Source organism: Streptomyces sp. NPDC020807, from assembly GCF_040641575.1.
Taxonomy (GTDB): domain Bacteria; phylum Actinomycetota; class Actinomycetes; order Streptomycetales; family Streptomycetaceae; genus Streptomyces.
This window is the reverse complement of record NZ_JBFADU010000025.1, coordinates 52492-73026: the sequence shown is the minus strand read 5'-3', so window position 1 is coordinate 73026 and position 20535 is coordinate 52492. Positions and strand designations below refer to the sequence as shown.

17 protein-coding genes are annotated in these 20535 nt (G+C 73.5%); 7 read left to right on the top strand and 10 right to left on the bottom strand.

Features of this window, described 5'->3' with window-relative positions; translation table 11 throughout:
- The first annotated feature begins 17 nt into the window (after window positions 1–17).
- The 4 genes from AB0G79_RS27730 to AB0G79_RS27715 all read left to right on the top strand — a co-directional run bounded on the left by AB0G79_RS27730 (window position 18) and on the right by AB0G79_RS27715 (window position 3506).
- Window positions 18–815, top strand: a complete 798-nt coding sequence (locus AB0G79_RS27730; RefSeq protein WP_360811059.1) for an ABC transporter ATP-binding protein — start codon at window positions 18–20, stop codon at window positions 813–815.
- Window positions 802–1683 (top strand): ABC transporter permease subunit, encoded by an 882-nt coding sequence (locus AB0G79_RS27725; RefSeq protein ID WP_360811057.1) that lies wholly within the window; start codon window positions 802–804, stop codon window positions 1681–1683. Before AB0G79_RS27730 ends, AB0G79_RS27725 begins: the two co-directional genes overlap by 14 nt.
- A gap of 20 nt (window positions 1684–1703) precedes the next feature.
- Window positions 1704–2447 carry a sirohydrochlorin chelatase gene (locus AB0G79_RS27720; protein ID WP_360811055.1) on the top strand — a complete coding sequence of 248 codons (744 nt, stop codon included), beginning with the start codon at window positions 1704–1706 and terminating at the stop codon, window positions 2445–2447.
- A 192-nt stretch (window positions 2448–2639) separates the two neighbouring features.
- Window positions 2640–3506: a D-alanyl-D-alanine carboxypeptidase gene (locus AB0G79_RS27715; protein ID WP_360811100.1), complete on the top strand. Its 867-nt coding sequence runs from the start codon at window positions 2640–2642 to the stop codon at window positions 3504–3506.
- A 53-nt stretch (window positions 3507–3559) separates the two neighbouring features.
- Here the strand turns inward: AB0G79_RS27715 and AB0G79_RS27710 are convergent, their stop codons facing one another.
- Together AB0G79_RS27710 and AB0G79_RS27705 are read right to left on the bottom strand one after the other, a co-directional pair.
- Entirely contained in the window at window positions 3560–4192 is a 633-nt protein-coding gene (locus tag AB0G79_RS27710; RefSeq protein ID WP_360811053.1) for a DsbA family protein, read from the bottom strand.
- A gap of 76 nt (window positions 4193–4268) precedes the next feature.
- Window positions 4269–4826, bottom strand: a complete 558-nt coding sequence (locus AB0G79_RS27705; RefSeq protein ID WP_360811051.1) for a DUF1697 domain-containing protein — start codon at window positions 4824–4826, stop codon at window positions 4269–4271.
- A 203-nt stretch (window positions 4827–5029) separates the two neighbouring features.
- On the opposite strand from AB0G79_RS27705, the gene AB0G79_RS27700 reads away from it, so the two are divergent.
- Window positions 5030–5887 carry an aminoglycoside phosphotransferase family protein gene (locus tag AB0G79_RS27700; protein WP_360811049.1) on the top strand — a complete coding sequence of 286 codons (858 nt, stop codon included), beginning with the start codon at window positions 5030–5032 and terminating at the stop codon, window positions 5885–5887.
- A gap of 76 nt (window positions 5888–5963) precedes the next feature.
- Here the strand turns inward: AB0G79_RS27700 and AB0G79_RS27695 are convergent, their stop codons facing one another.
- From AB0G79_RS27695 to AB0G79_RS27680, 4 genes are all read right to left on the bottom strand, one after another.
- Window positions 5964–6686, bottom strand: coding sequence for a 3'-5' exonuclease (locus tag AB0G79_RS27695; protein ID WP_360811047.1), 723 nt, complete (start codon window positions 6684–6686; stop codon window positions 5964–5966).
- Between the two features lie 87 nt (window positions 6687–6773).
- Complete coding sequence (locus tag AB0G79_RS27690; protein ID WP_360811045.1) at window positions 6774–8027, bottom strand: SAV2148 family HEPN domain-containing protein; 1254 nt, start codon at window positions 8025–8027, stop codon at window positions 6774–6776.
- 96 nt (window positions 8028–8123) lie between these two features.
- On the bottom strand, window positions 8124–9464 hold the full coding sequence (locus AB0G79_RS27685; RefSeq protein ID WP_360811043.1) for a copper amine oxidase: 1341 nt from the start codon (window positions 9462–9464) through the stop codon (window positions 8124–8126).
- Between the two features lie 62 nt (window positions 9465–9526).
- Window positions 9527–10405 (bottom strand): Tat pathway signal sequence domain protein, encoded by an 879-nt coding sequence (locus AB0G79_RS27680; RefSeq protein ID WP_360811098.1) that lies wholly within the window; start codon window positions 10403–10405, stop codon window positions 9527–9529.
- A gap of 189 nt (window positions 10406–10594) precedes the next feature.
- Here AB0G79_RS27680 and glgX point away from each other — a divergent pair, with 189 nt between their 5' ends.
- A complete protein-coding gene (gene glgX / locus AB0G79_RS27675) occupies window positions 10595–12715 on the top strand; it encodes a glycogen debranching protein GlgX (protein ID WP_360811041.1) in 2121 nt (706 codons plus the stop codon).
- Here glgX and AB0G79_RS27670 read toward each other — a convergent pair.
- A complete protein-coding gene (locus tag AB0G79_RS27670; protein WP_360811039.1) occupies window positions 12684–13937 on the bottom strand; it encodes an MFS transporter in 1254 nt (417 codons plus the stop codon). The genes glgX and AB0G79_RS27670 overlap by 32 nt on opposite strands.
- An 81-nt stretch (window positions 13938–14018) precedes the next feature.
- Here AB0G79_RS27670 and treY point away from each other — a divergent pair, with 81 nt between their 5' ends.
- Window positions 14019–16352 carry a malto-oligosyltrehalose synthase gene (gene treY / locus AB0G79_RS27665; RefSeq protein ID WP_360811037.1) on the top strand — a complete coding sequence of 778 codons (2334 nt, stop codon included), beginning with the start codon at window positions 14019–14021 and terminating at the stop codon, window positions 16350–16352.
- A gap of 19 nt (window positions 16353–16371) precedes the next feature.
- Here the strand turns inward: treY and AB0G79_RS27660 are convergent, their stop codons facing one another.
- From AB0G79_RS27660 to AB0G79_RS27650, 3 genes are all read right to left on the bottom strand, one after another.
- Window positions 16372–18549, bottom strand: coding sequence for a VCBS repeat-containing protein (locus AB0G79_RS27660; protein WP_360811035.1), 2178 nt, complete (start codon window positions 18547–18549; stop codon window positions 16372–16374).
- 106 nt (window positions 18550–18655) lie between these two features.
- Window positions 18656–19621, bottom strand: coding sequence for a cytochrome P450 (locus AB0G79_RS27655; RefSeq protein WP_360811096.1), 966 nt, complete (start codon window positions 19619–19621; stop codon window positions 18656–18658).
- 235 nt (window positions 19622–19856) lie between these two features.
- Entirely contained in the window at window positions 19857–20405 is a 549-nt protein-coding gene (locus AB0G79_RS27650) for a DUF1707 and FHA domain-containing protein (protein WP_360811033.1), read from the bottom strand.
- Window positions 20406–20535: the final 130 nt, after the last annotated feature.

The window sequence follows — 20535 nt, the reverse complement described above, 5'->3', positions numbered from 1 at the left end:
CCCAGGAGGTGACGACCATGGCCACGACCACGACGCTCGCCAAGGCCGAGGACCGCGCCGAGGCACCCGGTCACGCCGCGCGTATCGCGCACGTCTCGAAGTCCTTCGGCGGGCCCTCCGGCGGGCAGCTCGTCCTCGACGACATCAGCCTCGATGTCGCCCCGGGCGAGTTCGTCACCCTCCTGGGCGCCTCCGGCTGCGGCAAGTCCACCCTGCTCAACCTGGTCGCCGGACTCGACCGGCCGTCCGCGGGGTCCATCGAGACCCCCGGCGGCCGGCCGGCCCTGATGTTCCAGGAGCACGCCCTCTTCCCGTGGCTCACCGCGGGCAAGAACATCGAACTCGCCCTGCGGCTGCGCGGGGTGCCCAAGGCCGAGCGCCGTGAGGAGGCCGAGCGGCTGCTCGACCTCGTCCGGCTCGGCGGCTCGTACGGCAAGCGGGTCCACGAGCTGTCCGGCGGCATGCGCCAGCGGGTCGCCCTGGCCCGCGCGCTCGCCCAGGACAGCGACCTGCTCCTGATGGACGAGCCGTTCGCCGCGCTCGACGCCATCACCCGGGACGTCCTCCACGACGAGCTGACCCGGATCTGGCGGGAGACGAAGCTGTCGGTGCTCTTCGTCACCCACAACGTCCGCGAGGCCGTACGGCTCGCCGAGCGCGTCGTCCTCCTGTCGTCCCGGCCGGGCCGGATCGCCCACGAGTGGACGATCGACATCCCGCAGCCGCGCCGCATCGAGGACGCGGACGTCGCGGAACTGTCCCTTGAGATCACCGAGCACCTCCGTGGGGAGATCCGCCGCCATGGCCAGCACTGAAACCGCCCCCAAGACCGACGACCTCGCCGGTCTCGAAGCCGGCCTGGACGCGCTCGACAGCGTCCAGGTCTCCCGGACCCCGGTCCGCGAGGTCCTGGTCAAGAAGGTCCTTCCGCCCTTCGTCGCCGTCGCGCTCGTCCTGGTCGTCTGGCAGCTCCTCGTCACCTTCGAGGTGACGGAGTCGTACAAGCTCCCCGCCCCGTCCGAGGTGTGGGACAGCCTGGCCACCATGTGGAAGGAGGGGACGCTCTTCAGCGTCCTGTGGACCAGCGTGTCCCGGGCCCTGTACGGATTCGTCCTCGCCCTCGCCATCGGCACGCCGCTCGGACTGCTCGTCTCCCGCGTGAGGTTCGTGCGGGCGGCGATCGGACCGATCCTCGCGGGTCTCCAGTCGCTCCCCTCGGTCGCCTGGGTGGCGCCCGCCGTGCTGTGGCTGGGCCTCAACGACAGCATGATGTACGCGGTGATCCTGCTCGGCGCCGTCCCGTCGATCGCCAACGGCCTCGTCGCCGGCGTCGACCAGGTCCCGCCGCTCTACCTGCGCGCGGGCCAGACGCTCGGCGCGACGGGCCTCAAGGGCGCCTGGTACATCGTGATGCCGGCCGCGCTCCCCGGCTACCTGGCCGGTCTCAAGCAGGGCTGGGCGTTCTCGTGGCGCTCGCTGATGGCCGCCGAGATCATCGCCTCCTCCCCCGACCTGGGCCTCGGCCTCGGCCAGCTCCTGGAGAACGGCCGCAACAACATCGACATGGCCGGCATCTTCCTGGCGATCATCCTGATCCTGATCGTCGGCATCGCGATCGACCTGCTCATCTTCAGCCCGCTGGAGCGCGCGGTGCTCCGCCGCCGCGGCCTGCTCGTGAAGTGAAGAAGGGCTGAACCGAAGCCATGAACCGTCCCGTCCTCCTCGTGATCGCCCACGGCAGCCGCGACCCGCGGCACGCGGCGACCGTCCAGGCGCTCGTGCGCCGGGCCGGCGCGCTGCGGCCGGGGCTGCGCGTGGAGACGGCGTTCCTGGACTTCAACCTGCCGACCGTGCCCGGTGTCCTCGACCGCCTCGCGGCGGACGGGGTACGGGAGGTCGTCGCCCTCCCCCTCCTCCTCACCCGTGCCTTCCACGCGAAGGCCGACATCCCCGCCGCCCTGCGCCAGGCACCGCCTTCCCTGGGCATCCGCCAGGCGGAGGTCCTCGGCCCGTCGCCGCTGCTCGTCGCGGCGGTGGAACGGCGGCTGTACGAGGCCGGGCTCGCGCCCGGCGACAAGAGCGCGACCGGGGTCGTCCTGGCCTCGGCGGGCTCCACAGACCCGGAGGCGATCGCGGTGATCGCAGAAACGGCGCGGGAGCTGCGGCGCACCGGTTGGTGCTCCGTGCGGCCCGCGTTCGCCTCCGCCGCCCTTCCCCGTACGGAGGACGTCGTCCGCGTCCTGCGCGCGGAGCCGGGCGTCCGCCGCGTGGCGGTCGCCCCGTACGTCATCGCCCCCGGCCGCCTCCCGGACCGCATCGCGGCGGGCGCGGCGGAGGCGGACGTCCTGGCCGGCGTCCTCGGGCCGTCCCCCGAACTGGCGGCGCTCCTCGTGGAGCGGTACGACGACGCCCGCGCGGCACGCCGGCCGGCCGCCCGCACCGCCTGAGCGGCCTGAACCGCCTGAGCCGCCTGAGCCGCCTGAGCCGCCTGAGCCGCCGCGCCCGGTGCGACGTAGATCACGCCCCAACCGTGCACCCCCGCAGGCCTCTTGGACGTCTTGTGAGCGCGGGCCCGATGTGGACCCGAGCGCACTGACGTCTACCAAGGGCAGGACACGTTGCAGACTTCGACACTCCGCGTGCGCGGTGCCGTGACCGTCTCGTTCACGATCTCGGCCGTGCTGGCCGGAGGGCTGTTCGCCGGCCAGGCACACGCCGCGCCCGCCGTCCCGTCGATCACCGCCCCCGGTGGCTTCGTCATGAACAACGGGACGGGCGCCACGCTGTACGGGAAGGCCGCGGACACCCGTCGCGCGACCGGTTCCACCACGAAGATCATGACCGCGAAGGTCGTGCTGGCCACGCCGGGTCTGAACCTCGACACCAAGGTCACCGTCAACAAGGCGTACAGCGACTACATCGTCGCCAAGAACGCCTCGTCGGCCCGGCTCATCGTCGGCGACAAGGTGACCGTCCGTCAGCTCCTCTACGGCCTGATGCTGCCCTCGGGATGCGACGCGGCCTACGCGCTCGCCGACAAGTTCGGCACCGGCACCACGCGGGCGGCCCGGGTCAAGTCGTTCATCGGGAAGATGAACGCGGAGGCCCGGAGGCTCGGCCTGCGGAACACGCACTTCGACTCGTTCGACGGCATAAGCAACGGCAGCAACTACTCCACTCCGCGCGACCTGACGAAGATCGCGAGCAGTGCGATGAAGAACAGCACGTTCCGCACCGTCGTCAAGACGAAGTCCACGACGCAGAAGGTGACCACCAAGTCCGGCGGCTACCGCTACATGTCGTGGACCAACACGAACAAGCTGCTGAGCACCTACAGCGGGGCGATCGGCGTGAAGACCGGTTCGGGTTCGCAGGCCAAGTACTGCCTCGTCTTCGCGGCGACCCGCAACGGCAAGACGGTCATCGGCACGGTGCTCGCCGCCCCGTCCGAGGCGAACCGCGCGACCGACGTCAAGAAGCTCCTCGACTACGGCTTCGCCCGCTAGCGGGGGACCTCGGCCGTGGCGCCCTGAGCGCCCTGCCATGACCGGCCTGGACCTCAGCTGAAGTCCAGGCCGCCCGTCCGGGTCCGCTTCAGTTCGAAGAAGTCGGGGTGGGCGGCGAGGACGCGGAAGCCGTCGAAGAGTTCGGCCGCCTGTTCTCCGCGCGGGATCGCGCGGAGAACCGGGCCGAACCAGGTCGTGCCGTCGACGCGGATCGTGGGGGTGCCGACGTAGCCGTCGGCCTCGGGGTCCCTCCCCTCGTCGTGGCGGCGGCGGACGGCCTCGTCGTACGCGGGGTCGTGGGCGGCGGCGGCGAGTTCGGGCGGGAGGCCGAGCTCGGTGAGGGACTCGGCGACGACGGCGTCGAAGTCCTTCTGCTTCTTCTCGTGGATGCGGGTGCCGTACGCGGTGTAGAGCGGGCGCAGGACGTCCTCGCCGTGCTGCTCGGCGGCGGCCGCGGCAACGCGTACGGGGCCGAGGGATGCGTCGACGAGTGCGCGGTACCAGGCGGGGAGTTCGTTGCCCTCGTTGTGGACGTACAGGCTCATGACCTTGAAGCGGAGGTCGATCGGCCGGTGGCGTTCGACCTCCAGGATCCAGCGGGAGGTGATCCAGGCGAAGGGGCAGGCGGGGTCGAAGAAGAACTCGACGGTCGTGCGGGGCCGGGCGGGCTGGGCGCTGGTCGTCATGGGACGAATCTAGGCGGCATGCGGCCCGCTTCCCTGGGCCATTGCGCGGCCGGTCGCGTGGGCCACTTCGCCGCCGTCAGCTCTCCTCGGTCATCTCGACCAGCTTGAGCACCGTGTTCCAGTTCCTGCCGGTGGCGACCAGGCCCTTGGTGACGGCCGGGCGGGCGATGGCGTCGCCCAGCCGGGAGCGGCCGAGGCCGTCGGGGACGTACAGGTAGAGCACGCGGTCGCCGAGGGCGAAGTCCTCGGGAAGGAAGGCCTCGCGGTCGAGCGCGGCGAAGCGGTCGGGGGTGACGGGGGCGGAGCAGTAGACCGCGTGGAGCTGCTTGCCCTCCAGCTCGGCCGCCGGGAAGGGGCAGGCGTCGGCGACGGCCCTGAGGTAGGCGGCGTCGCGGACGAGGCAGTCGACGCGGAAGCCGAAGCGCTCCTCGACGGCGTCTTCGAGCTCCGTGGTGAGCTCGTCCTCGGAGGCGTCGGTCCTGTCCGTCGTGAAGACCGCGTTGCCGCTCTGGAGGTACGTGCGGACGTTCCGGTGACCGAGGCCTTCGAGGAGGGAACGGAGCTCCGCCATGGGGACCTTGCGGTGTCCGCTCACGTTGATGCCGCGGAGCAGGGCCGCGTATGTCGTCGCCATGGGGCCACTGTAGGTCGGCCACCGCGCCTCGTGGGGGGCGGCGCGGTGGCCTCAGGTCGAACCTTCCCGGATGAAGGGGATCCGAGAGAAGACCCTCCACTTATCTGTGATTTATTCAACAAGGTTGCGTAAGGGCGGAAAGATCTTGGCCGGCGCGGATGGGAGACTCTGACCCGTACGCACACGGCAAGAGGGAGAGGTCGATGGACGAGGCGCGGGCACGGGAGGTCCTGGCCGCCGCGGGACTGGCGGTCGCGGAGGCGCGGCTGCTCGCCCTCGGGGAGAACGCGGTCTTCGCCGTGGGCGACCTGGTGGTGAAGGTCGGCCGTGACGCCGAGCTGTTCGGGCGGGCCGAGCGGGAGCTCGGGCTCTCCTCCTGGCTCGCCGAGGCGGGCGTCCCGGCGCCCCGTGCCGCCGAGGAGAAGCCGCGGCTCGTCGACGGCCACCCGGTCACCTTCTGGCACCGGCTGCCGGACGCGGTCCGCCCGGCGGAGCCCCGCGACCTGGCCCCGCTCCTGAAGGCCGTGCACGCCCTGCCGGAGCCGACGGGCGTCACGCTCCCCCGCCGGGAGCTGCTCGGCGGCGTCGAGCGGTGGCTGCGGCTCGCCGGCGAGGCGATCGACCCGGCGGACGCGGCCTTCCTCCGGGAGCGGCGCGACGCCTTCGCCCCGGCCGCCGCCGCCCTCACCCCGCACCTGACGCCGGGTCCGGTGCACGGTGACGCCCTTCCCCGCAACGTCCTGGTCGGTCCGGACGGTCCGGTCCTGATGGACCTGGAGACCTTCTCCTCCGACCTGCGCGAGCACGACCTGGTCGTCCTGGCCCTCTCCCGCGACCGGTACGGCCTCGACCCGGCCGCCTACGACGCCTTCACGGAGGCGTACGGCTGGGACGTGCGCGCGTGGGAGGGGTGCGCGGTGCTGCGCGGCGCGCGGGAGACCGCGAGCTGCGCGTGGGTGGCCCAGCACGCGCCGACGAACCCGAAGGCCCTGGCCGAGTTCGAGCGCCGGGTGGCGTCCCTGAGGGACGGCGACCCCGAGGTCCGCTGGTACCCGTTCTAGGGAAGGCCTGCCGGGGAAGGCCTGCCGGGGAACCCCGTCAGGGAAGGCCTGCCCGGGAAGGCCTGCTGGGTCGGCCCTACGCCGTCAGGACCGCCGGCCGCACGGGCCAGGTGGACTCGATCACCGCGTCCGCCTCGCCCTTGCGCCGCAGGAAGGCCTGGAAGTCCTCGGCCCACACGCGGTACCAGCCGATCTGCCGCTCGTGCAGCTCGGCCGGGTCGAGCTCGGCGACCTGCTCGTGGCGCCGGGCTATCGCGACGGCGACCCGGACGGCGGCGAGCGCGTCGGCCGCCGCCTGGTGGGCCGCTTCGAGCACGACCCCGTACTCCCCGCAGACCGCTTCGAGGGTCCGCTTGCCGCGCCGGTAGCGGTCGACGGCCCGGTCGATCGTGTACGGGTCGACGACCGGCCCGATCTCGACGCCCCCCAGCCGCTCGCTCAGCGAGGGCAGTCCGTGGCGGCGCAGCTCGGCGGAGAGGAGCGTGAGGTCGAAGGAGGCGTTGTACGCGACGACGGGCACGCCGTCCTCCCAGTACGCGGCCAGGACCTCGGCGATCTCCTCGGCGACCTCCCGCACGGGGCGGCCCTCGGCCGCGGCGCGCTCGGTGGTGATGCCGTGGATCGCGGAGGCCTGCTCCGGGATGTGGATGCCCGGGTCGGCGAGCCAGTCCCGCCGCCGCACGATCTCTCCCCCGCCGTCGACCTCGATGACGGAGGCCGTGACGATACGGGCCTCCAGCGGGTCGGTGCCGGTCGTCTCCAGGTCGAAGCCGACCAGCGTGTCGCCGTGCCAAGCCATCGAATCCTCCTTACGTGATCTCCCCCGTGGTGCTGACCACCCTCGCACGGGCCACTGACAACGCCCTCCGGGAGGTGCCCGCCACCGTCAGGAGACGGGTCGGGAGTCGAGCCAGACCGACTCGAACTCCTCCCGATACGTAGCGAAAAGTCCGCTTTGTACGTGCCCGGCCCGCTGGTCGGGGCGCACCACGTTCCGCCCACCGCCCCGCAGGACGAAGACCGGCGCCTCCATCCCGCGCGCCTTGCGCAGGTAGGACTGGACGACGCCCACCCCGTCGGGCCCGTCGCCGTCCACGAGGTACGCGGTGAAGCGGGGCGTCTCGTCGAAGACGTGGATCTGGAAGGCGCCCGGGTCCCGCAGCTTCGAGCGGACCCGCCGCATGTGGAGGATGTTCATCTCGACGGAGCGGCTGAGCTCGCCCTTCTTGAGGCCGAGTTCCCGCTCGCGCCGCTTCACGGCGCTGCTCGCCGGATTGAGGAAGAGGAGCCGGGTCCGGCAGCCGGACTCCGCGAGGTGGACCATGCGGCGGCCGGAGAAGTTCTGCACGAGCAGGTTGAGACCTATGCCCGTGGCGTCGAGCCGCCTGGCCCCGCCGAAGAGGTCCTCGGCCGGCAGCTGCCGCTGGAGCCGCACGCGGTCGGAGTGGACGGAGACCACGTCCGCGTACCGGTCGCCGACGAGGTCCTCGACCGCGTCCACCGGCAGCCGGTCGGCGGACGGCACCCCGGCGCCGCTGCCCAGGATCTCCAGGAGCCGCGCCGAGGCCCGCTCGGCCTGGGCGAGCACGGTCGGCGAGAGCGCCCGGTTGCGGGAGACCACGTTGCGCGTGACCTCCAGCTCGTCGAGCGCGAGCTCGACGTCGCGCCGGTCGTCGAAGTACGGCTCGAAGCAGGGCCAGTGCTGCACCATGAGCTCCCTCAGCTGCGGGAGCGTGAGGAAGCTCAGGGTGTTGTCGTCGGCGGGGTCCAGGAGATAGCCCTTGCGGCGCGAGACCTCGCGCACCGCGACGGCCCGCTGCACCCACTCCTGGCCCGCGGGACCGGCCGCGGCCACGACCCACTCCTCGCCGTGCACCGGTTCGTACACGGGCCGCAGGACGGCCGCGACCACGGCCCGCAGGCGCTGTTCGACCAGGTTCAGCCAGATGTAGGCCCGCCCGGCACGCTGGGCGCGGGTGCGCACCTCGCTCCACGCCTCGGCGCCCCAGTCGAGCTCGGCGCCGATCTCCACCGGCCGCGCGACGGAGACCGTCCCGGGCCGGGCCCCGGCGGGGTCGACCGGCGCCCCGCCGTCGTGGCCCTCGTCACCAGGGGGCAGCTCCCGACCTCCCGAGCTCACCCGCGCACCGCCTTCTGCCCGTACCACTGTTCACAAAGATCAACGAAGGGTACTCCGCGAGCGCGGGCGGTGCAGCAGGATCGCTCGGCCGCTTGCTCAACTGCCCAGATCGGGCTGCCCGTTCTGGGAGGCGAGATCGGCCGGAGTGAGGGGATTCATAGCGGTTACGTCCCTGGGCGCGAGCTGGAAGCCCTGCCAGTGGACGGGCATCGGCTGCTGGTCCTCGTCCCGGGCGATGTGGTGGAACCCGATGTTGACCCAGACGGTCGGCTTCGTCAGGGTCTCGCCGTTGACCCACTTGTCCACGCTGTCACCGGCGTTGGCGGGGCAGCCGCCGATGTTGTTGCTCGCGTACTGCTCGCAGGCGCGCGCCTGGGTGACGTACACGTCGTGCTTGGTGAAGCCGCGGCCCGCGTGGGTGTCGGTGTGGCCGCGCACGATCTCGTACGAGCGGGCGTGGCCGTCGGCGTTCTTGCCGGTGCCGCTGACCACCCGCCACCAGCGCATGTTCCGGGCGTCCCCGGCGAGTTCCTTGGTGACGACGGTCCGCTTGGTCTTCACGGTCGGGCCGCCGCCGCCGGCCGGGGGCGGGCTGACGGTGGAGTCGTACTGCTCGACGCGGTCCTTGCCGCCGTCGAGGCCGAAGTCCAGCTTCCAGAAGACGTTGTGGGCGTGGCTGGTGGCGTAGGAGCGGGCGCCCTTGCCGATGGGCCAGCCGCGGCCGTCGGTGGCGTTGTAGTCGGCGGGCGAAAGGCTGCCGGTGGCGCCGACGTTGGCGCCGATGGTGCCGTCGGAGGAGAAGCGCCACTCGGAGATGTACTCGTACCAGCCGACCTTGTTCACGGTGTAGACGAGGAGGTCCTTGGCCTGGGCCTGGTAGACGCCGCTGCCGGTGTCGGCGGCCATGCGGTAGGCGTGGCCGCGGGCCCTCGTCGTGGTGCACAGGCCCTTGACCTGGCCGACCTCGGGCACCTTGACGGTGGTGACGGTGCCGCCGGGGCACTCGGTGGCCTTGAGGTTCTGGAGCCCCCAGCCGAAGCCGGCGCCGGTGAGGTCGTCGTACTCGGCGCCGCCGTCGTCGTACGGCACGTGGATCTGGGCGAGGCGGGCGCTGGTGAGCACCTTGACGCGGGCGCCGCCGGGCGGCTTGTAGGTGACGCTGTCGAGGGTCAGCCCGGCGTCGGTGTTGTACCGCCAGCACATGTCCCAGACGGCACCGCCGTCGAGCGTCTTCGTGATGCGGTACGCGGCGGAGCAGGCGACCGGGGCGGGCTGCGGGGCCGCGGCGGCCGCGGGCGCGGCGGCGAGCGCGGCGGACCCGCGCGGTGCGGCGGTGGGTGCGGCGGTGGCGGGTCCGGCCGCCGCGGCGGTGGCGCCGAGCAGGGTGGCGGCGGACAGGGCGGCGAAGCCCCTGCGCCGGGTGAGCTGGGTGAACACGGGAAGATACCCCCTACGTGCGGTGATGGTGGGCGGGACGCGTCAGGGACGCGCGGCGGTGGTCAGCCGACGCGGGTGACGGTCCTCGCGGAGAGGTCGACGATCAGGTTCCGGGTGTCGATCCAGGAACCGTTGAGGACCTTGGTGACGAGCCGGACACAGCGGTGCTCGCCGCAGCGGGCGAGCTCGGCCGGGACCTTCGCCTCGCGGTAGGGGCGGTAGGCGTCACCGTTGAACCACAGCTGGTCGGTGCTGGTCAGCGGCTTGCCCGTGGCGTCCTTGTAGTCCTCCTTGACGCCCTTGCCGAGCGGGCTCGCGAGGATGAGCTCCAGGGCCTCGCGCAGCTCGTCGGGGTGGGCGGAGGGCTGGACCCCGCGCACGGCGGCGGACTTCTCGACCTTCCCGGTGTCGAGGTTGACGGTGCGGGTGACGAGCTCGTCGCGCGCGTAGTCGTAGAAGCGGACCTCTGCGCGGCGCGTCGGGTCGCCGGGCCGCGGGTCGGCGAGCCCGGTGGCCAGGTGCTGCGGGCCCCGGCCTCCCTCGACGTTCTCCTGGGCGGCGGAGGCCGGCGGGGTCAGCGCCAGCTGCTCGGCCCGGGTGAGCTCGTCGTCGGTGAGCGGGTCGGAGCCGTGCCCCTTCCTCCCCTCGGCGGGCGCGGGGGCCATGGTGGCGGGCGGCGGGGCGGAGACGGCGGTCTGCGGGTCCGCCCCTCCCTGCCCGGCGGCGCCCTCTCCCCGGACGGTCCCGCCGGTGGCGGCACCGGCCGTTCCCCCGGCCGTCGCCCCGCCCGTTCCCCCGGCGGTCCCCGCGGCCGTTCCCCCGGCCGCCGTCGCTCCGGCGGTTCCCGCCGTCCCGTTCCCGGCGGGGCCGGCCGCCCCGCTGGCCCCCGCCGTGCCCGGCAGGGTGATCGCGACCGCGACGGCGGTCCCGGTCACCGCCATGGCCGCTCCGGCCACCACCTTCCCCAGGTGGCGTCGCACTATTTCGTACACACTTCCCCCTCTATCCCCCGCTTGGCCTTCGGTCACCCGGTAGGACGGGGGGAATTCCTAGGAGGTTGCCCTTCTTTCGGGCAGGATCTGGCCAAAGAGCACCCCATAAACCCGGACAGAAGAGGGAGAACCACACCCATGCAGGTCTGGCCGGGACAGGCGTACCCCCTGGGCGCCACCTACGACGGAGCGGGCACCAACTTCGCGGTCTTCTCGGAGGCCGCCGACAGGATCGAGCTCTGCCTCCTGAACGACGACGGGACCGAGACCTCCGTCGAGCTGCGCGAGACCGACGCCTTCGTCCGGCACGCGTACCTGCCGGGCGTGATGCCGGGTCGGCGGTACGGGTTCCGGGTCCACGGCCCGTACGCCCCCGAGCGCGGGCTGCGCTGCAACGCGGCGAAGCTGCTCCTCGACCCGTACGCGCGGGCCGTGTCGGGGCGGGTGGAGTGGGGCGAGGCGGTGTACGGGTACCCCTTCGGGCGCCCGGACGCGCGCAACGACCTCGACTCGGCCCCGCACACGATGAGCTCGGTCGTCGTCAACCCGTACTTCGACTGGGGCGACGACCGGCGCCCCCGGACCGAGTACCACCACACCGTGATCTACGAGGCCCACGTGAAGGGCCTGACCATGCTCCACCCGGACCTCCCGGAGGAGCTGCGCGGCACGTACGCGGGGCTCGCGCACCCGGCGGTCATCGGGCACCTGAAGGAACTCGGCGTCACGGCCCTGGAGCTGATGCCGATCCACCAGTTCGTCCACGACCACCGGCTGGCCGACGCGGGGCTCTCCAACTACTGGGGCTACAACACGATCGGCTTCTTCGCCCCGCACAACGCCTACGCGTCCTGGGGCGACCGGGGCCAGCAGGTCCTGGAGTTCAAGTCGGCGGTACGGGCGCTGCACCAGGCGGGCATCGAGGTCATCCTCGACGTGGTCTACAACCACACCGCCGAGGGCAACCACCTGGGCCCGACGCTGTCGTTCCGGGGCCTGGACAACCCCTCGTACTACCGGCTCGGGAACGACCCCCGGTACTACACGGACACGACGGGCACCGGGAACTCGCTGCTCATGCGGTCCCCGCACGTCCTGCAGATGATCATGGACAGCCTGCGGTACTGGGTCACCGAGATGCACGTGGACGGCTTCCGCTTCGACCTCGCGGCCACCCTGGCCCGCCAGTTCCACGAGGTCGACCGGCTCTCCTCGTTCTTCGACCTCGTCCAGCAGGACCCGGTGGTGAGCCAGGTGAAGCTGATCGCCGAGCCGTGGGACGTCGGCGAGGGCGGCTACCAGGTGGGCAACTTCCCGCCCCTGTGGACCGAGTGGAACGGCAAGTACCGCGACTGCGTGCGGGACCTGTGGCGCGGCGAGCCGCGTACGCTCGCCGAGTTCGCCTCCCGGCTGACCGGCTCGTCCGACCTCTACCAGGACGACGGCCGGCGCCCGCTCGCCTCGGTCAACTTCGTCACCTGCCACGACGGTTTCACGCTGCGCGACCTGGTCTCGTACAACGAGAAGCGCAACGAGGCCAACGGGGAGGGCAACCGGGACGGCGAGAGCCACAACCGGTCCTGGAACTGCGGTGTCGAGGGGGACACGGAGGACGTCGGGATCACCGAGCTCCGCGCCCGCCAGATGCGCAACTTCCTCGCCACGCTGATGCTCTCGCAGGGCGTGCCGATGCTCAGCCACGGCGACGAGTTCGGCCGCACGCAGGGCGGCAACAACAACGCGTACTGCCAGGACAACGAGGTCTCCTGGGTGCGCTGGCCGAAGGAGAGCAGCGAGGCGGAGGCCACGCTCCTGCGGTTCACGCGGGAGATGGTCCGGCTGCGCCGGGAGCATCCCGTCTTCCGGCGCCGCCGCTTCTTCCACGGCCGCCCGGTGGAGGGCACGCACGACGAGCTCACCGACATCGCCTGGTTCACGCCCGAGGGCGAGGAGATGACCTCCCGCGACTGGCAGGCCGCGCACGCCCAGGCGTTGACCGTCTTCCTCAACGGCAACGCGATCTCCGAACCGGGCACGCAGGGCGAGCGGATCGCCGACGACTCCTTCCTCCTGATGTTCAACGCCTCTTCGCGGGAGCTGGAGTTCGTCGTCCCCGACAGCCACGGGCCGCTGTGGCACATGGTGGTGGACACCTCGGACCCGGAGGGAATGCCACCGAGGGAGGGGCCCGAGCTGACGGGCGGCGAGCGGGTGGCGCTCGCGCCGCTCAGCCTGACCGTCCTGCGGAGGCCGGCCTGAGCTCCCGCACGTGACGGGTCGTGCCGGCCGTCCACGACAGCACCGCGCAGGCCACCGCCGCCCCCACCGCCACCGCGAAGGCGGCGGGGGCGCCGTGGCTCTCGGCGAGCCGCCCCGACACGGCGAGCGCGAGGGCCTGGCCGCCGACGATCCCGCTGGTCAGGAAGGCCATCGACTCGGCGAGCCGGGAGGCGGGGACGGACCGCTCGGTGAGGCCGAAGACCGTGATCAGGTGCGGGGCGTACGCGGCGCCCAGGACGACCACGACCGCGTACAGCGCGCCGAGCGAGCCGACGAAGGGCAGCGGGAGGGAGAGGACGACGAGTCCGGCGGTCGCGGCGCGCCAGCGGGTGGTGAGGCCGATCCGGGCGGGCACGGCGGCGAGGGAGAGGCCGACGGCGGCGCTCGTCACGCCCATCGCCGCGTAGACGAGCCCCGCGTGCGCGGGCGCGCCGAGCTCCTCGGTGAGCGCCGTGATCCCCGCCTGCGAGGCACCGAACATGGCCCCCTGGAGGACCATCGTGCCGCGCAGCGCGTACGCGGAGCGCGGCAGCCGCCCCCGGTCGGCCGCGTCCGTCCGGGTGGACGCGGGGGCCGTCGTGCCGGCCGTGGGATGGAGGGCGAATGCGGTGCCGCAGACGGCGAGGAGGACGGCGGCGGAGAGGAGCGCGGCGGCCGGGTGGGCGAGGGCGGCGGCGAGTCCGACGAGGGCGGGGCCGAGGACGAAGGAGACCTCGTCGAGGGTGCCCTCGAAGGAGAGGACGGCGGAGACGGCACCGTCGTCGGCGCCCGCGCGGGAGCGGCGGACGAGGGCGACCGAACGGGTCCGGGCGAGGGGGCCTATCTGGGGGACGGTGGCCCCGGCGAGCGCGCCGAGCGCCATCAGGAGGCCCAGGCCCGCGCGGTCCAGCGCGGCGATGACCAGGGCGGTCACGGCGACCGCGTTGGCGAGGGACGCGACGAGGACGACCCCGCGCTGGCCGTGCCGGTCGGCGAGCCGGCCGATGACCGGCCCCGCGACGGTCTGCCCGGCGGCGAGCGCGCCGCCCGCCAGCCCGGCGGTGGCGAGCGAACCGCTCGTCTCGGCGACCAGGAGCAGGCTGCCGAGCTGGCACATGGCGGTCGGGAGGCGGCCGAGGAAGGAGACGAGGGGCAGGACGGGCCCGAGGAAGGAGAGCGTGTCGCGGTAGGTGTCGCGGTAGGTCCGAAGCAGGCGGGGCATCGCGCGACCGTAACGCGATGCACACGAACGGGTGCATGGGGCGATGACACAGAAGCGCTCCGGCCGGGTACGTACGTTCGCATGACGCCCAACACGCCCGTCCCGCCCCTCGCGACGTACCGCCTCCAGCTCCAGCCCGACTTCCCCTTCGCCGCCGCCGAGCGGGCCGTGCCGTACCTCGCGGGGCTCGGCGTCTCCCACCTCCACCTCTCCCCCGTCCTCACCGCCGTGCCCGGCTCGACCCACGGGTACGACGTGACCGACCACCGTTCCGTACGGGCGGAGCTCGGCGGCGAGGAGGGGCTGCGGGCCCTCGCGGCGACCGCGCGGGCGCACGGCCTGGGGATCGTCCTCGACCTGGTCCCCAACCACATGGCGGCCTCGCCCCGGCACAACCACGCGCTGCGGGCCGTGCTGCGGGACGGTCCGTCGTCGCCGTACGCGCGCTGGTTCGACATCGACTGGCGGGCGGGGGACGGGAGGGTGCTGCTGCCGGTGCTGCCGGGCCGGCTTCCGGAGGTACGGGACCGGCTGCGGGTCGCGGACGGGGTGCTGCGCCTCGACGGGCAGGAGTTCCCGCTGCGCCCCGGCACGGAGGGCCTGCCGCCGGACGAGCTCCTCGACGCGCAGTGGTACCGCCTGGCCTGGTGGCGGCTGGCCCGGACGGATCTCAACTACCGCCGTTTCTTCACCATTTCGGAGCTGATCGGGGTGCGGGTGGAGGACCCGGAGGTCTTCGACGCGACCCACGCGAAGGTGGTGGAGCTGGTGCGGGACGGGGTCGTGCAGGGCCTGCGCATCGACCACCCGGACGGACTGGTGGACCCCCAGGGCTACTTGGAGCGCCTGAGGGAGGCGACGGGCGGCCGGTGCTGGACGGTCGTGGAGAAGATCCTCACCGGTGACGAGACCCTCCCTTCCTCCTGGCCGGTGGCGGGGACGACGGGGTACGACGCGCTGCGGCACGTGGACGGGGTCTTCACGGACGGCGAGGGCGCGGCCGAACTCGCCGACCTCTACCGCGCGTTCACGCGCGCGGCGGCCGACCGGGGCGGACGGTGGGAGGCAACGGAGCGGCGGGCGGCGTACGAGGTGGTACGGCACGACCTCGCCGCCGAGACGGCGGCGCTGACCCGGATCGCGGAGCGGATCTGCGCGGCGGACCCGGCCCTGCGGGACCACGCGCCGTGGGCGCTGCGCACGGCGATCGGCGAACTCCTCGTCCGGGTCCCGGTCTACCGGACGTACCGGACGGGCGGGGAGGCGGTGCTGACGGCGGAGGCGGCGCGGGAGGCGAAGGCGGCGTTCGCGGTGGAGGAGGAGGCGGAGGCCGTGGACACGGTACGGGGCCTGGCCCTGGGCCTGCTGGGCTCGGGCCCGGACCACGAGGCGTTCCGGGCGAGGTTCGCCCAGACGTCCTCGGCCCTCCGCGCGAAGTCGGTGGAGGACACCGCCTTCTACCGCTACGCGCCCCTCCTCTCGGCGAACGAGGTGGGCGGGGACGCGGGCCGCCCGGCGGTGCCGGTGGAGGAGTTCCACGCGTACTGCTCGCGGATCGCGCGGGACTGGCCGGCCACCGGCACGGTGCTGTCGACCCACGACACGAAGCGGAGCGCGGACGTGCGGGCGGCGATCGCGGTCCTCGCGCAGTGCCCGGAGGTGTGGGCGGCGGTCCTGGACGGGGTGGCGGGCGTGCCGGGCGCCCCCGACCCGCACGTGGCGTGGACGGCGTGGCAGACGGCGTTCGGCCTGGGAGTCCCGGACGGGGGGCGTCTCGGCCCGGCGATCCTCAAGTCGGTACGGGAGGCGGGCCTTCGGACGAGCTGGACGGAGCAGGACGGGGCGTACGAGCGGGCGGTGGCGGACTTCGTGGCGGCGGGCCCGGCGCGGGTCCCCGTGCGGGAGGCGGCGCGGTCCCTGGAACCGCACATCCGGGCCCACGCACTGGGGGCGCTGCTGACGCAGCTCACCATGCCGGGGGTGCCGGAGCTGTACCAGAACACGGAGCGGGAGTACCGGGCGCTGGTGGACCCGGACAACCGGGCGCCGTTCGCGGAGGGCCCGGAGGACGAGCGCACGGCCCTGATCCGCGCGACCCTCCGCCTCCGCCGCACGCTGCCCCCCGCGGCGTCCTACACCCCTCTGCGGGCGACGGGCCCGGCGGCGGCCCACTGCCTGGCCTTCGGCCGCGCGGACCACCTGCTGACGGCGGTGACCCGCCTCCCCCTCCGCCTCGCGGAGGCGGGCGGCTGGCAGGACACGGAACTGGTCCTGCCGCCGGGCCGCTGGGTCGACGCCCTGGACGGCGCCCGCGAGTTCACCGGCGGGCCGCGGACCCCGGTCTATCTGACCAAGCTCTTCGAACCGGGTCCCGTGGCCCTCCTAACCCGCCCCGACGACGCGCCGGGGCGGTGAGCGGCAGCCGCCCCTCGGGTCAGAACGCCAGGTCCTGGCTCCTCGCGGAGTTCAGCCGCAGCGTCTCGCCGGCCCGCAGGGGCGCCTTCCAGTCGCCCGTGCCCCGGAACAGCTTGGAGGGCGCGTACGGCTTGCCGACGGCGACCAGGTCGGGGCGCCCGTCCCTGTCGACGTCACCGGCGCCGACGAGCGAGGCGTACGTGTTCCAGCCGCCTCCGACCTGGGTGCGCGTCGCGAAGGTGCCGTCGCCCTTTCCGAGGTGGAGCCAGAGGACGCCGGACCTGTCGCGGGCCAGGACGTCGCCGGCCGGGCCGCCGGCGATGTTCCCGACGGCGACGACGTCCTGGTAACCGCCCCAGCCCCAGCCGACCTGCCTGCGCGTGGCGAAGGGGGTCGCGGCGACGCCGGTGCCGCGGTGCAGCCAGGCGGCGCCGGTCTTGTCGACGGCCAGGAGGTCCGGGCGACCGTCTCCCGTGAGGTCGCTGCCGGCGGCGATGCTCGCGTACGACTGCCAGCCGCTGCCGACCCGGATCCGGGGGGCGAAACCGCCGTTGCCGTTGCCCTGGTAGAGCCACAGGGCGCCGGACGGCTCACGGGCGACGACGTCGCCCGCCGAGGAGCCGCCGAGGTTCCCTGCGGCCTCGAAGCGGTCGTACGCGGTCCAGCCGGAGCCGATCTGGGCCCGCGCCTCGCCCAGGTCGGTGTTCCCGCCGACCGGTCGCCAGTTGAGGTCGTCGCGCCACACGCGGCCGGTGGAGTCCCGGGTGAGCAGGTCGGGGGTGCCGTTGTCGGTGAAGTCGTGCGGCTGGACCTTCCGGACGACCTTGAAGGCGCCGTTGACGGCGGCGGCGGGCCCGATGCCGTTGTCCGGGCGGACGGTCAGGCGCCAGGTGTAGTCGCCGTTCCGGGGCGCCGGCCCGGCGGGCGGCCAGGAGAACCGGACGTCCGTCCCGTAGGGGAAGTCGCCGAGGGTCGTGGTCTTCCCGGTCCGGACGTGGCGGACGGTGAGCGTCGCGTCCCCGTTCGGGCGCGAGAGGGTCCAGCGGAAGGCGGCGCTCCTGCTCTTGTCGAGGTCGAGCACGGCGGGCGGGGCGGCCACGGTCGTGGCGACGATCTCCGTGGGCTCCCCGGTCGTCGCGACCTTCTCGACCAGGGGCTTCGCGCCGCCCGTGTCGGTGACCCGGTACAGCCCCTCGCCGCGCCCGACGATGCCGCCGCGCACGTACAGACGGCCGTCGGGGCCGGGGGTCACCTGGTAGGCGTGGTCGAACAGCCGCTCCGTCGCCTTGGTGACGACGTTGTAGCCGGTCAGGGGGTAGTGGACGCTGGTGCGCGCGTTGTTCATGCCACCGGGCTGCCCGTACACGACCCAGTCGCCGGCGATGCCGATGTGGAGGGCGGTGAGAGTGCCTTCCTCGGCCACCGGGAGTTCGCGGACGTCGCCGGCGCGGTTCGCGGCGAAGACCCGCGGGGTCTCGCCCTGCTCCGCGACCCACGCGGTGTAGGCCGAGGAGGAGGTCCTGTCCCCGGTCACGGCCGCACGGACGCCGGTGACGGCACCCGTGGCGAGGTCGAGCAGGCCCCACTTCCGCGAGCCGCTCTGGGAGAAGGCGATCTCGGCGTGGTCCGGACCGGCCTGCTCGATCTCGACGCCGACGGCGCCGGAGGGCAGCCCCGCCACCACGACCCCGGCGGCGTCGGCCCGCGTGTGCTTGCGGAGCACCGTGTCCGTGGCGCTGGTGACCGTGGTGTAGACGGCTTCGCCCGCCGACCCGACGTACTGGGGAGCGTCCGCCGCCTCGCCGACGGGGACGACGAGCTCGGCGTCCGTGCCCAGCTCCCGCTGCACGACCTTCCCCGGCTCCCACTCGACCAGGAAGTCACTGGACCGTGTGGACCGCAGCTCGATGTCGTACCCGTACTCGTACACGCGCACGGCGCCACCCGAGAACGGGTGGAAGATCCCCTTGCCGTCCTCGTCGCGCGTGAAGAAACCGGACACCCCGACCCCGGCCAGTTCCCCGCCCTTGGGGTACGCGATCAGGTCCTCGTCGGCAGCGGTCGCGCCCGCCACGAGGGCCCCGTCCGCCGGCAGAGCGTACGAGGGGGCGGCCAGGGCGCCCGCCCCGAGCGTGACGGCGAGGGCGACGGCCACGGCGGCGGCGAGCCGACGGCGGCGGGCAAGGGACTGCGACACAGGTGATCCTCCCGGGGGAAGGAGGCGCGAAGGGCGCCTCGTTCACCGGGTAAGACCCCCGGAGGACCGAATGGTTGTACGGGTAAACGGGGTTGTTCCGTCCGGCTCAGCCGCCCGGCCGGACGATCAGCGTGCGGGGCGCGCGGGTGATGAGGCCCGTCGGGGTGGGGCGGAAGCCCGGGGCCAGGGTGAGGCGGGGCATGGCCTCGAAGAGGGCCCGGAGGGCGTACTCCGCCTCCAGGCCAGCCAGGAGGACCGCCGGGCAGAAGCCCGAGCCGTAGGTCAGCTGGTCGATGTCGTCGCGGAGCGGGTCGAAGCGGTCCGGGTTCCGGAAGCGTTCCGGGTCGCGGCCCGCCGAGCCGACCAGGAGGGCAACCGAGGCGCCCGCCGGGATGATTCCGCCGGAGACACGGACCTCGGCGCGCGTGCGGCGGACCATGATCTGGACCGGCGGGTCGCGGCGGAGGGACTCCGCCCAGGCGCGTGCCACGAGGCCCGTCGGCGCGTCCCGCAGGGCCGCCACCTGGTCGGGGTCCGACAGGACGTTGCCGAGGAAGGACGCCAGGGCCTTCTCGCGGACCGCGATCTGGCCGCCGCACTCGCCGGCCAGGGCGCCCGCCGCCCGCCCCCGTACCAGTCGCATCATGTCCCGGTACGGGACCCCCACCGCCGCCGCCACCGTGCCCGCCGGCAGCCAGTGGCAGAAGTCCGCCACGAGGTCGGCCTGCGGGCGGGCGGCGATGCGGCGGGCCAGGACGTACGCCGTGCGCTCCGTGATCCGTCGCAACTCGCCCATGTCCACGTCCACATGGGAGCGGGAGCACGGCGGGTCGCCGGGCCGGTGCCCGTGCGTGAAGCGGTTGTCGGTGAGGGCGGAGGCCACGTCCGCGTACCGGCTGAGGACCCATGCGCGCAGCAGCGGGTCGTACGTCAGCGGGAACTCCTCCCGCAGCCTCCGGTGGATCGGGTGCGGGTCGCGGGTCGCGCCGGGGTCGAGGGGGCTGGGCGCGACCGTCCGGGCGCCGACGCCCTCCGCGGGCACGTCCACCGCCGTCGCCGTCGCCGGACTCATCGACGGGAGCCGCGACCACGGGTCGGCCTCCGGTCGGAGCGTCCCCTGCTGGTCCTGTATGCCTCGGTTCGGCACGTCGCTCATCGCGTCCCCTGTCGATCGTCGGCGGTCGGCGGTGTCTCGCTGGCGGCGGACCGGACGTCGTTGTCCCGGCGCGCGTCCCTCTCAGACCATCACCGGGGGCGGTCCGACGCCCGTCTCGTTCCGCCGAACGGGTGACACACCGGGGGGAGGGTCAGCCGTGCGACAGGCGGAAGCTCATCTGGCCGAAGCCCACCACGTCCCCGGGCCGCACCACGACCGCGCCCGTGACCCGTCGCCCGTTGACCGTCGTCCCGTTCGTCGAGCCGAGGTCCCGCAGGACCCACACGCCGTTCTGGAGCGACAGCTCCGCGTGCAGCCGGGACGTCGTCTCGTGGCTGAGCCGGAGCCCGTTCACCGGGTCGCGGCCGATCCGCAGGGGGTGCGGGCCCGGCACCGGCAGCAGCAGCTTCGGCAGCCGCTCGGCGCTCCAGGCCCGTCCGATGCGGGCCGTGAACGCCGACATCCGCTCGACCGCGCCGACGACCCGCTTCGTCCAGGTGCCCTCGGTCCGCAGGTCGGCGACGAGCAGGTCGAGTTCGTCCGGCCGCCGGGCCTGGAGCGCGCGCTCCATCCGGAAGAGGAAGGTGTCGTGCGAGAGGCGGCCCTGCGCGGCGCCCTCCCGGAGCAGGCCCAGCGCGCGGTCACGCTCGGCGTCGGTCAGCCGAGGGGTGTTCGCCGGGAGCTCGAAGGGGGTGGTCACCCCGTGATTGTCGGACGGCCGGGCCAGCGGTGTCCAGAAGGGGCCCCCTCGCCCGCTCCCGCCCGTAATCCCCTGCCCCGCCGCCCGCTCCCCGCCCGTAATTCACTGCCGTCCTCCTCAAGATCGCTGG

Bases quoted from the DNA above. Each gene is read 5' to 3' on its own strand.
- AB0G79_RS27680 (WP_360811098.1), bottom strand. From the start codon at position 10,405: ATGGCGGTGACCGGGACCGCCGTCGCGGTCGCGATCACCCTGCCGGGC.
- AB0G79_RS27695 (WP_360811047.1), bottom strand. From the start codon at position 6,686: ATGGCTTGGCACGGCGACACGCTGGTCGGCTTCGACCTGGAGACGACC.
- AB0G79_RS27720 (WP_360811055.1), top strand. From the start codon at position 1,704: ATGAACCGTCCCGTCCTCCTCGTGATCGCCCACGGCAGCCGCGACCCG.
- AB0G79_RS27705 (WP_360811051.1), bottom strand. From the start codon at position 4,826: ATGGCGACGACATACGCGGCCCTGCTCCGCGGCATCAACGTGAGCGGA.
- AB0G79_RS27700 (WP_360811049.1), top strand. From the start codon at position 5,030: ATGGACGAGGCGCGGGCACGGGAGGTCCTGGCCGCCGCGGGACTGGCG.
- glgX (WP_360811041.1), top strand. From the start codon at position 10,595: ATGCAGGTCTGGCCGGGACAGGCGTACCCCCTGGGCGCCACCTACGAC.
- AB0G79_RS27670 (WP_360811039.1), bottom strand. From the start codon at position 13,937: ATGCCCCGCCTGCTTCGGACCTACCGCGACACCTACCGCGACACGCTC.
- treY (WP_360811037.1), top strand. From the start codon at position 14,019: ATGACGCCCAACACGCCCGTCCCGCCCCTCGCGACGTACCGCCTCCAG.
- AB0G79_RS27655 (WP_360811096.1), bottom strand. From the start codon at position 19,621: ATGAGTCCGGCGACGGCGACGGCGGTGGACGTGCCCGCGGAGGGCGTC.
- AB0G79_RS27730 (WP_360811059.1), top strand. From the start codon at position 18: ATGGCCACGACCACGACGCTCGCCAAGGCCGAGGACCGCGCCGAGGCA.
- AB0G79_RS27710 (WP_360811053.1), bottom strand. From the start codon at position 4,192: ATGACGACCAGCGCCCAGCCCGCCCGGCCCCGCACGACCGTCGAGTTC.
- AB0G79_RS27725 (WP_360811057.1), top strand. From the start codon at position 802: ATGGCCAGCACTGAAACCGCCCCCAAGACCGACGACCTCGCCGGTCTC.